The organism is uncultured Faecalicoccus sp., assembly GCF_944325745.1.
Taxonomy (GTDB): Bacteria; Bacillota_I; Bacilli_A; order Erysipelotrichales; family Erysipelotrichaceae; genus Faecalicoccus.
This window is the reverse complement of sequence record NZ_CALVBG010000033.1, coordinates 1-12869: the sequence shown is the minus strand read 5'-3', so window position 1 is coordinate 12869 and position 12869 is coordinate 1. Positions and strand designations below refer to the sequence as shown.

The window sequence follows — 12869 nt, the reverse complement described above, 5'->3', positions numbered from 1 at the left end:
TACAACATAACTGTAAATATATTCTATTATTTACCATTCGGTTCTTTTACCCTTTTATAATAAAATAAAAGCACCCGTAATTGGGTGCAAGTTTTTTATTGAGTGATTGCTTGAAGCATTTCTTCTTGAGTAGGTTTGCTCTTCCCTCGAGCTCTGGTCTTTGGCTTAGTAAGAGCTCCGAGATGATGGTTTGTTTGATTTCTTTATTCGACATATTGTCCAGGCCTTTCTTTATTAGTTTAATAAAACATTTTTCTATTTCGATTCTCTCAAGACCGACATTTTCAATATCTTTAACAAATGGCTCGAACATTTGTGAATCATGTGGTCTCGAAATAGTATTTGCCATTAGAGTCCAAATCAACGTCAAAGACTCGATTGTTTTATATGAACCTTTAAAAAGTTTTAAAAAATAATCAGTGTTGCCATATTGTTACACGAATAGATCATACAAAAAGGCCCAAATGGACCAAATTATTTTTTATTATTTTCAAAAATAATACTTTATTCCATATTTGCATGTCTTCCAAACATAGTATCACTATCCATATGATTTCTTTCCATTAACATCATAATGGCAATATCCATGAATAATCCTTCACTCTGTTCAAATAGAGAGCCCATAGGTTGAATCGATTGAATATCCCCTTCTTTAGCACTCTTGGGACTGGGAGCACTGATTTCAATGACAACATCAGCCACCTTAGCAATCGATGACTCTGGATTAATGGTAATCAAAGCGATTTTGGCACCGACTTCCTTTGCTTTTGATGCATGATTGACCAAACTTTTCGTTTCACCCGATCCTGAACAAATGACCAACAGTCCATCCTCTTTTATGTTTGGGGTGCACGTTTCTCCGACAACATAGGAATGTTTTCCCATATGCATCAATCGCATTGCAAACCCTTTAACTTGAAAACCACTTCTACCCGCTCCGGCACAAAAAATCTCATTCGCTTCATCAATCAATTCTACAAAAGAATCTGCCTTTTCAGGATTGATGCTCATTAATGTGTGATTTAATTCTTCTAATACAGTTTTTGCGTATTGTAGATTATTCATGATGCATTCTTCCTTTCATATCCTTTGACATAGCTTCTTTATCCTCTGCGTTGCATATTGCTCCTCCAACTACAATAATTTCTGGATTTTCCGCAACGATTGCATCGATGGTTGCAAGTTTTACCCCGCCTGCAACAGCGCTTTTCGCATTCTTGATCACAGAATTGACAATTTTCAGTTCTTCTAGCGGATCCTGCCCCGTCGATTGAACATCAAAGGCCGTATGAACACATATATAATCGACACCCATTTCATCGATTTCTTTAGTTCGACTCTTTAAATCGGTAACATTGATCATATCAACCATGATCTTGCCGTTACATGCTTTAGCAGCCTTCACACACCCCAGGATTGTTTCATCATGACTCACACCTAATACGGTAACGATATCCGCTCCTGCTTCAAAACATTTACGTGCTTCAAATTCTCCGGCATCCATGATCTTAGCATCTGCTAATACTTGAATTTCAGGAAAATTGTTTTTGATAGCTTTCACAGGTCTCATTCCCTCTTCGATGATAAAAGGCGTTCCCACTTCAGCTATATCAACATATCCTTTTGTTTTTTCTAAAAGTTCAATACATTCATCAAGCGATAAAGTATCTAATGCAATTTGTAATTTCATTCTCAAACACCTCTGTTTAAAATGTACAAAAAATCAAAAATAAAAACAATAGAATCCCTATATTTATCAAAAAAGATCCATCTCACAATGGATCTGAAATCGTTTTATAGAAGCATACCAATCAACATTGAGGCAATGATCAGTATACAAAATAATAGAATGAAAAATCTTTTTACAATAGACATATTAAATATCTTTCGAATTACAAATCTTCTTTAAGCTTATACTAGGTTTAAATTTAGGCAGCTTGGTTGCATGGATCACCATTTTCTCCTTTGTGACGGGATTGATTCCCATGCGTTCTTTACGATCGAAAATAACAAATTTACCAAATCCAGCGATATCGGCTTCCCCTTCTTGCGCTAAAGCATCCATGATCTCTTTAAAAATGAGCTCTACTGCATGCCCAGCATCTTTTCGCGAGAGCTTCAGCTCGTTATAAACAGTCTCCGTTAGAGATTCTTTGTTTACAAATTTTGCCATATTAAAATTCCCTTTTTAGTTCACGCAGCATCAAATCCGAAGCACATGTTTTAGGCTCTTTTCCTTCAAATAAGATTTGGTAAACTTCTTCACAGATTGGCATATCGATTCCATGTTTTGAAGCCACGCGATGCACGATCTTAGCTGTACGAACCCCTTCTACCGTTTTCTTATTGTTCTTCAAGAAATTTTCAACCGTATTTTCTTTTCCGATTTGATAGCCTGCTTGAAAATTGCGAGAATGAACACTCGAACACGTTACGATCAAATCTCCAATTCCAGTAAGCCCCATAAAAGTTTGTTCTCTACCGCCAAAAGCCGTACCATAACGGATCATTTCTTGCAGACCTCTTGTGATCAAAGCGGCTCGCGTATTGTCTTGGTATCCTAACCCTGATAAAATACCAGACGCGATCGCCATGACGTTTTTAATGGCAACGCCTAATTCACTGCCGATCTCATCATCACCCGTATAAATTCTTAAATACTGATTAGAGAAAAGCTCTTGCACGGTTTGTGCATCCTCTTCTTTTAAACTGACCGCATCAATTGTCGTTAATAAGCGAATCACAACTTCTTCGGCATGGCTAGGGCCAATCAATGAGACAACACTGCTTAAATGATCTTTGGAAATCGAACGACGAATCACTTCTGACATTCTTTCGTTCGTTTCCGGATGGAATCCTTTTGAAACGTTGACGATGATCACTTTTTTTGTTAATAACGGATCAATTTGTTGGCAAATCGATTCGATCGCAATAGTTGGTACTGCTAATAAAACAATATCAGCATCTTTAACGACCGTTAAGTCGAGCGTTGCCTTTAAATCCGGATTCAAAGGAACATCATCAAAATATTTGGAATTTTTATGATTTGTGTTAATATCTTCAATTTCTGAAGCTTCGATACCATACAAAATGACATCCTGGTGATTATCTTGCAAAACTTGTGCTAATGCTGTTCCCCAGCTTCCACTTCCAACAATAACTGTTTTCATAAAAATCAACTCTTCTTTCTAGCTAAGATACGAATCGGCGTACCTTCAAATCCAAAGGCTTCTCGAATCTTGTTTTCAATATAGCGTTTATAACTAAAATGCAGTAATTCAGGATCATTAACAAATAAAACAAATGTAGGCGGTTCTACACCCACTTGACTGGAATAATAGATCTTTAATTGTTTTCCATTATGTGGTTTTGCCGGATTCATCATTTGTGCATCCAAGATCACGTCATTGAGCACATTGGTCTGAATACGTAACGTGCAGTTGTCATGGACTTGTTGAATCGTTGGTAAGATTTGATTGACCTTTTGTCCAGTCAAAGCAGAAACAAATACAATCGGTGCATAATCTAAATAAAGAAACTGTGCCCGGATCTCTTTTGTGATCTTCTGCATCGTCTTATCATCTTTTTCAACAGTATCCCATTTGTTATAGACGATAATGACACCCTTCCCTGCCTCATGAGCTAATCCGGCAACGTGTTTATCCTGTTCGCGAATTCCTAAAGATCCATCGATTAGGAATAAAACAACATTGCTACGATCAATCGCATTCAAAGCTCGAAGAATCGAATACTTTTCAATGTCTTCATAGATCTTTCCTTTTTTTCGAATTCCGGCAGTATCAATAATAATATACTCTTCCCCTTCGTATCTAAAAGGCGTGTCAATGGCGTCCCGAGTTGTTCCTTCGATGTTGGATACAATGACTCGGTCTTCTTTTAAGATTGCATTGACAAGTGAGCTTTTTCCGACATTCGGACGACCTATCACACAAAACGAGGTCATTCCATCGTAGCTTGAAAGATTTTTTGGCGGCATGATCTCTGTGACCTTATCTAAGACATCACCGATTCCAATTCCATGCACACTGCTGATGCAAAAAAGATCACCCAGACCTAAAGAATAGAATTCGAAGGCATCCATTTGTAATTTCTCATTATCAACTTTGTTCACAACGAGAAGAACAGGTTTATTGGATCGCACCAGCTTTTTGGCGATGGCCATATCATCAGACATGACCCCTTCTTTAGCAGAGACTAAGAAGAGTATCACGTCGGCTTCTTCAATGGCGATATCAACCTGCATATTGATTTCCTCGGCAAAAGGCTGATCATCAATTTGAATACCACCAGTATCAATAACACGATAAGTTTGAGTCAACCATTCAACCTCTCCATAGATTCGGTCCCGTGTAACTCCAGGAGTATCATCTACGATGCTTTTCCGTTGACCGATCAATCGATTAAAAAACGTTGATTTACCAACATTGGGACGACCAACTATCGCAATAGTTCCTTTGATCATAGAATCACTCCTTTCTAAAATTACAGTGTATCTTCAATTATTTCTTCGATTTTGTCGATGACCTCTTCAATTGTAAGGTCAGAAGTATCCACGACCACAGCATCATCAGCGACCTTTAGAGGCGAATTCTTGCGATGAGTATCTTGATAATCACGAGCTACAATATCTTGGAAAATTGTTTCATAATCCGCATCGATCCCCTTTTGTACATATTCGTCGTATCGGCGCTGTGCTCTGGCCTTGCTGGAGGCATCCATATAGATCTTGATTTCAGCATCCGGTAAAACAACAGTACAAATATCTCTTCCGTCTAAGATATACCCTTTATTTTTGGCAATATCTTGTTGTAAAGAGACTAATTTTTTACGTACTGCTTCCAGCTTAGAAACCTTGGAAGCTGCCATGGAAATTTCATTGAACCGAATAGATTGTGTTACATCCTCATCATTTAAGTAAACACGATCTTGATCAAATGCGATTCGGATAGAATCTAAAGCTGCTTGTACTGAGGCCGGATCATTTAAATCAATCTTGTTATTCTTGAAATAATAAGCAACACAACGATACATGGCACCTGTATCTAAATGTGTCATATGATAATGTTGAGCTAAAAGATTTGCAATCGTACTTTTTCCAACTCCGCTAGGTCCATCGATTGCAATATTGAATTTGCCCATAGAACTAAGCTCCTATCTGTGTCAAAAAATATATAGTAGCAGCAATGCTCGCCAATAATAAAATCACTAAAACAACAAGAATCACATTGACAACCATTCCCGAACGACTTTTTGGTTCCTTTTCAATGTCTTCTATATCACGTGTGCTCATGCGGATCTTGGCAGATGGCATATCTTGAGAAACTGGTTTGCTCTTTGCGGTCTTTTTAGGCTTAGACGGCTTCTTTGCCCGTTTTGGTTGAACAGGTTTCTGAACTGTAGCTTCAGGTTCAACTCGAGGAGATGGTTTCGTATCAAATAAGGATAAGTGATCCGTATCAATCGTATCATCCACCAAAAAATCATCTTTGCCCAGGAACACTCTTTGGCTTTCCTCATTAGAAAGAGTAATTGCTTCTTCTTTTGCTTGTACTTCTTCCTCTTCCTTTACTTCCGGCGCTGCGACGATTTCCGGTTTTGTCATCACAGGATTGATGCGCGTCAGTTTCTGGTTTGGCATATAAGTCGCTACCCCATCAACATCCATATCTGGCTTTGGCATGCGCATTGTGCTTCCGGATTCTTCCTCTTCTTCCTCAACCGGTAATATATGGGTGTTGCGACGACTGATCTCCGGTTGAGATTCTAATTGATGAAGAATGTTGATTTGTGTATCATCGGTATAACGATTTCCTTTTTCAATGTTATACTGTTTTACTTCCCCTAACAGATCTTCCATGACCGGGCTCTGTTTGGGAGCATCTTCATAAGTAAATGTAGAAGTAGCGGCACGATGATCACTGGCATGCGATAACGCTTTATGCTGTGTACGAGAAAGACGTGCAAATCCTGTTTGTTGATTGATCTTATCTTCTTGAGCGGCTGTTGTTTCTTCATCCAGTCGATTTCTTAATTCTTGATATCTTTTCGTTCTTGATAATTTTTCTGCCATAAAATCCTCCTAAGCATTCCATATTATTATACAAAATCTGAAATAGAAATTCTATAATTCTTCATGAGTTCCTGATTTATGCTGATGATTCCAGCTTTACAATTTGTTTAACAAAGTCCAAACTTTTTAGATGAACTTGCTGATAATATTCAAACCATTCACACCAATAAAGAACATCTTGTAAAGAAAACACAAATCGATCGCGACAAAGTTCAAAGTTTTCTAGTTCGGCATGAAATATGGAATAGATCTTGATCAATTCTTCTTTTTTATCCGTTTTCTTATCTGTATTGCAGTTTGAACATAAAAAACCACCTTGTGTTTTACTTAAAACTTGCAAACGATCTGTTCTATGACAAAGGATACATCCATCGGTGTACGGCTGGATTCCTTCGTTGATCAAAATTTGTTTTAACAGCCATACGATGCGGAAATAAAACTCTTGATCGGTGTCGGAAACTGCATGTAATATCGATAAAAAAAGGTTAAGATAACTAGAATGACCATCAATTTTTAAAAAAATGTCACGTAAAACAAAAGCTATGCTTTGTCGTAAAAGATTATTTTGAAAAGCAAAAAAATCAATACAAGTCCCATGAATCAATAAGGAAAAGCCTTGGACCTTAGAATGGATCTGCCAACGGACATGAGAAAAACATTGTGCACAATTCCTTAATTTCGATGTAGTCTTTTGATAGCCGCGAATACGGACAGTCAATATTTCGGTCTCTGTTAACAACCAGGCTAAAGCATCATTTTCTTTATAATCTTGAACTTTTAATACGATTCCCTCGACTTCAGTCATCGTTGAATTCATCCAATCCAAATTCTTTGATCTTTAAATCTTTGTTTCTCCAGTTTTTTTCCACTCGAACATAAAGATCCAGCGTAACTGGACAACCAAATTTTTGTTTCAATTCTTTTTGAGCAGAAAGTCGGATCTTTTTGATCATGCTGCCTTGCTTTCCAATCAATATCCCTTTTTGAGAATTTCGGTCAACAACGATCACTGCTTGCAAATACAGATGATGATCTTTGTTTTCTTTATTTTCCAACAAAACCGCTACACTGTGAGGAATCTCTTCTTTTGTATTAAAAAGGATCTTCTCGCGAATGATCTCAGTGATTTGAAAATCTTCACCGTGATCGCTTTTCATCTCTTGCGGATATAAAGGCATTCCCTCTGGCAAGATTTCTTTTATAACATTTAATAATTCCTGTAAGTTGTCCTGTGCTTTTGCACTAATGGGAATGATCGCATAAAAAGATGCTTTTTGATTCCATTCCACTAAGACATTCATCAATTCCTCTTTAGACAATAAATCAATCTTATTAAGAATCAAAATGATTTTTTTCTGTAAAGAAGTAATTCTATCCAGAATAAAGGAATCCCCTTTTCCAAAAGGTTGGTTTGCATCTACGATCCAAGCAATGCAATCACAATCTTCCATTGCCATATATGCATTTTTATTCAAAACTCGACCTAATTGTTGTTGAGGTTTATGAATACCTGGCGTATCAACAAAAACATATTGCACATCTTCTTGGGTTAAGATGCCAGCAATATTATTTCTGGTCGTGTTCGGTTTATCCGACATAATCGCAATTTTTTCTTTTAAAAGTGAATTCATCAATGTGCTTTTGCCAACATTAGGCCGTCCTATGATGGCAATAAATCCTGATTTATATGACATAAATATCTCCTAAAATAATTTTGGCAAGAAAATAATCAAACCAACAACAGCACTCATGATGCTGACCAACAAAACAGCCGCCGCTGCCATATCCTTGATTTTTTTACCCTGGGGCGTGTGTTTCAATGAAATATAATCAACGAGATTCTCTATACAAGAGTTAACGATTTCTGCGAAGATCACAAATCCAATGCAGAAAACAATAAGGATCCATTCCAAAAATGTTAAACGGAAAATGATCCCCGCCAAAATCACAATCAAGCCAAACAAACATTGTAATCGTATACTGCGGTCCATGAGCGCGTATCGAAATCCGCTAAAAGCGTATTTAAATCTACCTTTTAACCATTTCATCCAAAATCACATCCTGCAAATGGAACATCTCTTTTTCTTCATCTGGTTCCATGTGGTCATACCCTAATAAATGCAACAAACCATGACAAAAGAGAAAACAAGCTTCTCTTCGCTTTGAATGTCCATACTCTTTTGCCTGATCTGATATAGCCTGAACATTGATAAAGATATCTCCTAATTCATTTTCTTCTTCTTCAAGCAAAACATTCGACATATCATCATGAAGTGCAAAACTGATGACATCTGTACTTCTATCAATATTGCGATATTCGCGGTTGATTTCATGAATCTCTTCAGGCGTCACAAAAATAACGCTAAGCGTGTACTCATTATTTAAATTAAGAACATCGCAGGTCCTTTTTAAAATTGCGGAAAAATCCTTCTTATAACGATAGATACTTGGATCTTTTGCTTGGTTGATCAATACTACTTCCATAATGGATATTATACACTACAAACAAAAAAACCTCTACATTGCACATATTTCATAAAAAAGAAGATCTATGTAATATAGACCTCCCTATAAAACTATTTTGTTGTTCCTTTTGGAATAAAGGAATATCCAAGTTCAATCTGTTTACTATCTTTATCTTTGATTGAATCATCATCAACCAACATTTTTGTTAATAGACGCATCGAGACAGCCCCCATATCATACTCTGGGATATTAAAAGTAGAAATATTCGGGCGCGTCATCGATAAGTATTTGTTATTTAAAACACAAACCACTTGGCAATCATCCGGAATCTTATATCCTGCTTCCTGGCAAGCATTCAAAAGAGCAATCGCCTGTGAATCACGGAATGTAAATACAAACTGGCTAGGTTTATGGCTTTTAAAATAATCCGTTAAGAAATTGTAGGAACTCTTATAAGTATCATCATAAGAAATATATTTTTTGAATTCCATTCCCTTTTCGGCAAAGGCTTTTTCAATACCGGAACGTAATTGAGCCATCATGCTTAAGTTCAATTTATCCTCAACCAAAGAAATATCAGTAATTCCTTTTTCAAACAGCTCATTGACCATTTGGTAAGCCATTTGTTCAAAATTAACATAGACATTGCCCACATTGTCAATGCCAGTTTCGGCTAATTGGCTTCCAACAACCACCATAGGAATCTGGTATTCTTGTAAAACTTCCATTTCATCTTCTGAGAAATTATCATTGAAGAGAATGACTCCATCAACATGCGATTTAATAATGGATTCAATGACATCTTGCATTTTTGAAATACCTTTCGATGTCGTGTGAAACATGATGTTGTAATTATAGATTTTCGCAACATCCATTAAACCATTCAGGATTTTACCGTTGTACGCAAATAATTTCTCACTCATGACGATCGACACGGTCGTCGTTTTAGAGAGAGCCAAACCTTGGGCAATCGCATTCGGTTTATATCCTAATTTTTCAATGGCCTCCTGAACGCGTTGTTTTGTATCTTCACGCACAACATTACTGTCATTGATTACACGGCTGACAGTAGCCAACGAGACGTCCGCTTCTTTAGCAACATCATAGATGGTGATTCGTTTCATACTTATTCAGAATCCTCCTGTTCAGCTGCTGTATCGGTACGATCTTTTTTATCAAAGAATTTGCGAATACCAGAAAATACAGCATCATTGAGCTTTTGAGTCACATCTTCGGCAGCATCCACGACATTTTTTAAATTTTCATTTTCACGCAAAACATCCAATTTCTGATCGGCAGTATCCACAATATTTTTGATGTTTTCATTACGCATCAAAACATCGGCCCCAGCTTTTAAGCCATCTCCAATCAAAGTGCCAGCACCAACCAAGAAATCTTTCCCTGCGGAAACTGTATTTTTAAACTGTTCTGAATTACTGATTTCGATTGCTTTGTCTTTGGTAGTTTTAAGAATACGAATGGATTCATCTTTTGCTTTATTCAGACCTTCTTTAACTTTTTCTGGTTCTGTATTATTTTTGATCCAGATTTGAAGATCGTCAAAAACCGCTTTGATTTTCTCTTTCGCATCAGAAATAATCTTTTCGTTTTCGGTATTATTTTCTTCTTCTAATGTTGAAAGCTCTGTCAAAGCCTCTTCTTTTAATTCTTCTACCACATCAACCGTTTTGTTTTCTTCACTCATATGCTTTCCTCCTCTTTTATATCTTCTGATGCCGAAAGAAAACTTTCATCAACATCATTAGGAACATTTGAATTTTTTTGATGGAACCAGTTTTTTAACTGATCTAAATTTGATACAAGGAATGATGCCGTTGATTTTACAGCTTTTTTTGTTGTTTCATGGACTTCATCCACCGTACGAGAGAGATTTTCAGCTGTTTGTAAAGGAACATCGAGTTTTCGAATTTGCTCCTCTGTCGTCGTTAAAGTTTTTGTAGCGCTTTTTAATGTAACGAGTAGCTCTCTTAAAATCAGAATTAAATATATTAAAACGACGATTCCTAAGACCGGCAAGATCCAGCCGGCAACCTTAGCGATTGTAGAAAAAAACGTATCTACTGTCAAATTACCACCTCTTTTTGTATTATAACATTTCCAAATTTTGATTTCTATGTATTTTTGAAAATATTTTCATAACGATGAAAACGCTTTAATGATTCGAAGAATAATAAAGTATCTAAGGCTTTTATAAACGAATAGAAAAAAGGACCTTATACACCGATAAGATCCTAATATTTAAAAACTTAGTTTGACGATTCAATTTCTTTGAACAACATATCCTTTAAGAGATAGATATCTTTACTAGACATAAATACATAGACCGCAGGTGCCATGTCTTTTAAAACTTTAGCAGAAGCTTGATCAATATCTAATAACTGCGAACCCGGACATAAATTCAAAAGATCTTGAATGGTCACAGTAATTGAATCATCTTCTCGAACTGCATTTTTCGGAAAGTCACAAAGAACGACTTGATCCGCCGTGTTCAAGCTGTCCGCAAAATCATTCAAGAAATATTGAAGACGAGAATAGCGATCCGGTTTATATAATGCCACAATTTTATGATTAGGGTACTTTTTACGCGCCGAATCGATCATATAACGAATAGCAGTCGGATGATGTGCATAATCATCAATTAAAACACTATCCTTCACTTCCTCAATTACAAATCGTCTAGCAATCCCTTTATAATCTTTCAATCCTTGAACAATGTTGTCGACTGGCATTCCTAATACATGGCACAAGGCAAAACATCCTAATGCATCCTGTAAAAATGGATCCCCAATCTCTGACAATTCGATATGTGCAATCACCTTTCCTTGATACTCGCAATCAAATCGCATTCCAAACGGTCCCTGTTCAACATGAACGGCTCGATAATCATTATCAGGTCCTAATCCGTAAGTCGAAACAGGTGTGGAATATTTTAATTTACGCAAATAAGGATCATCACCAAAGATGACGCAATGTTTCTTTGTCTGGGATACAAAAGTTTGAAATGCATCTAAGTAATCATCCATATCTTTATAATAATCAACGTGATCCAACTCAATATTCGTGATAATCGAGTAATCTGGATGATACGCTAAAAAATGCCGCTGGAATTCACAAGACTCTAAAACAAAATATTTAGCCTGCTTTGGCATATGTCCATGTCCATCGCCAATCAAATATCCAGTAGGTGCATAGTTTGGCAGCACAGTTCCTAGAATTCCTGTCGTCGTTGATTTTCCGTGTGTACCAGCCACACAAATCGATGCATAGGACTCCAGCAATTTTCCAAGATATTCGTTATAGTAATAAGTTTTGACAGTAGGATTTGCGTATGCCGCTTTCACTTCCGGATTTGTTTGATCAAAAGATAAACCAATGATAACCGTATCGTTGTCTTTGATGTTATCCGCATCAAACTTTGTGATTTCGATTCCTCTTCTCTCCAGTTCATCTTGTGTAAAAATATATTTTTCAATATCGCTTCCATTCACTTCTTTGCGTTCATCAAATAAAATAGTTGCCAAAGAAGCCATGCCGGTACCCTTGATCCCGATAAAATGATAAGCCATAGAATATCACCTCAATCTAGTCTTCTTGAGAGAACAAAGTTGTTTGTTGATTTTTTTCCTTTGGTGCTTTCTCAAGCATATCATCTAAGGATAAAGAACTTTTCGAAACTTTCTGTTCTGGTTTGACAGGTTCTGTGTTCATTTTGGGAATACGTCGAGTGGGGCGAACTGCATCCAGCTTTTCTCCATACATCGGAGAAAGGACAGTCATATAATCTTCAGGCTGTTCTGGTTTATGAAGGTCGATCGCATTATGAACTTTAGAATTATCTTTTTTTGCTTCTTCCATATTTCCAAAAATAGGAGAAATAATGGGTGTATATTCTAAATCTTCCTGCGTACGACGAATCTTCATCGTTTTGGAACGATCAAAATGATATGGTTTTTTTCGTGGTTTTGGTTCTTCGCTGGCAATACTGTCAACATCTAAACCTGTAAATAAACTAGAGTGTGTTTCTTCAATCTTATTTGTTGTTTGTCCAAATTGTGCAATTTCAGGCTCTTGGACCGTCGTTGTATCTAAAGAGATCGCTGGTTCCACAAACGTTGGGTTCTCTTCCTGTTTTACAACTTGGGGTTCCGGTTCCGGTGTAGAAGCCTCAGCTTCCACTTCCGTTTCAGTTTCTTCCGGTTCTACTTCTTCCGTAAAAATCGCCTGCATCAAATCTTTAAACATAATTATTCCCCCAAACTACTATTCTTATTTAAATAATCTTCAATTTCCT

At 36.8% G+C, this 12869-nt stretch carries 16 protein-coding genes; all 16 read right to left on the bottom strand.

All coding sequences use genetic code 11. The features are described 5' to 3' along the window. Positions 1-504: 504 nt before the first annotated feature. On the bottom strand, positions 505-1065 hold the full coding sequence (hxlB, locus tag Q0J48_RS04580; RefSeq protein ID WP_296242067.1) for a 6-phospho-3-hexuloisomerase: 561 nt from the start codon (positions 1063-1065) through the stop codon (positions 505-507). After that, on the bottom strand, positions 1058-1690 hold the full coding sequence (gene hxlA, locus Q0J48_RS04575; protein ID WP_296242065.1) for a 3-hexulose-6-phosphate synthase: 633 nt from the start codon (positions 1688-1690) through the stop codon (positions 1058-1060). The genes hxlB and hxlA overlap by 8 nt, the downstream gene beginning before the upstream one ends. 186 nt (positions 1691-1876) lie before the next feature. Beyond that, positions 1877-2173 carry an HU family DNA-binding protein gene (locus Q0J48_RS04570; protein ID WP_296242064.1) on the bottom strand — a complete coding sequence of 99 codons (297 nt, stop codon included), beginning with the start codon at positions 2171-2173 and terminating at the stop codon, positions 1877-1879. A gap of 1 nt (position 2174) precedes the next feature. After that, positions 2175-3170: an NAD(P)H-dependent glycerol-3-phosphate dehydrogenase gene (locus tag Q0J48_RS04565; RefSeq protein WP_296242062.1), complete on the bottom strand. Its 996-nt coding sequence runs from the start codon at positions 3168-3170 to the stop codon at positions 2175-2177. Positions 3171-3175: 5 nt separating this feature from the next. Further along, entirely contained in the window at positions 3176-4483 is a 1308-nt protein-coding gene (gene der / locus Q0J48_RS04560) for a ribosome biogenesis GTPase Der (RefSeq protein WP_296242060.1), read from the bottom strand. A 20-nt stretch (positions 4484-4503) separates the two neighbouring features. After that, positions 4504-5160 (bottom strand): (d)CMP kinase, encoded by a 657-nt coding sequence (gene cmk / locus Q0J48_RS04555; RefSeq protein WP_296242058.1) that lies wholly within the window; start codon positions 5158-5160, stop codon positions 4504-4506. Between the two features lie 4 nt (positions 5161-5164). Then, positions 5165-6091: a hypothetical protein gene (locus Q0J48_RS04550; protein ID WP_296242056.1), complete on the bottom strand. Its 927-nt coding sequence runs from the start codon at positions 6089-6091 to the stop codon at positions 5165-5167. 76 nt (positions 6092-6167) lie between these two features. Further along, the gene (gene recO, locus Q0J48_RS04545) at positions 6168-6896 is read right to left on the bottom strand and encodes a DNA repair protein RecO (RefSeq protein WP_296242055.1); all 729 of its coding nucleotides are present in this window, start codon (positions 6894-6896) and stop codon (positions 6168-6170) included. Further along, positions 6889-7785 (bottom strand): GTPase Era, encoded by an 897-nt coding sequence (gene era, locus Q0J48_RS04540; protein ID WP_296242053.1) that lies wholly within the window; start codon positions 7783-7785, stop codon positions 6889-6891. Before era ends, recO begins: the two co-directional genes overlap by 8 nt. Positions 7786-7794: 9 nt before the next feature. Then, the gene (locus Q0J48_RS04535; RefSeq protein ID WP_296242051.1) at positions 7795-8139 is read right to left on the bottom strand and encodes a diacylglycerol kinase family protein; all 345 of its coding nucleotides are present in this window, start codon (positions 8137-8139) and stop codon (positions 7795-7797) included. Next, complete coding sequence (ybeY, locus tag Q0J48_RS04530; protein WP_296242049.1) at positions 8120-8575, bottom strand: rRNA maturation RNase YbeY; 456 nt, start codon at positions 8573-8575, stop codon at positions 8120-8122. The genes Q0J48_RS04535 and ybeY overlap by 20 nt, the downstream gene beginning before the upstream one ends. Positions 8576-8667: 92 nt before the next feature. Next, a complete protein-coding gene (locus Q0J48_RS04525) occupies positions 8668-9681 on the bottom strand; it encodes a LacI family DNA-binding transcriptional regulator (RefSeq protein WP_296242048.1) in 1014 nt (337 codons plus the stop codon). 2 nt (positions 9682-9683) lie between these two features. Beyond that, a complete protein-coding gene (locus Q0J48_RS04520) occupies positions 9684-10262 on the bottom strand; it encodes a hypothetical protein (RefSeq protein WP_296242047.1) in 579 nt (192 codons plus the stop codon). Further along, entirely contained in the window at positions 10259-10645 is a 387-nt protein-coding gene (locus Q0J48_RS04515) for a histidine kinase (protein ID WP_296242045.1), read from the bottom strand. The genes Q0J48_RS04520 and Q0J48_RS04515 overlap by 4 nt, the downstream gene beginning before the upstream one ends. Before the next feature lie 179 nt (positions 10646-10824). After that, positions 10825-12144, bottom strand: coding sequence for a Mur ligase family protein (locus Q0J48_RS04510; protein ID WP_296242043.1), 1320 nt, complete (start codon positions 12142-12144; stop codon positions 10825-10827). Positions 12145-12160: 16 nt separating this feature from the next. Next, positions 12161-12820 (bottom strand): hypothetical protein, encoded by a 660-nt coding sequence (locus tag Q0J48_RS04505; RefSeq protein ID WP_296242042.1) that lies wholly within the window; start codon positions 12818-12820, stop codon positions 12161-12163. Positions 12821-12869 lie beyond the last annotated feature (49 nt).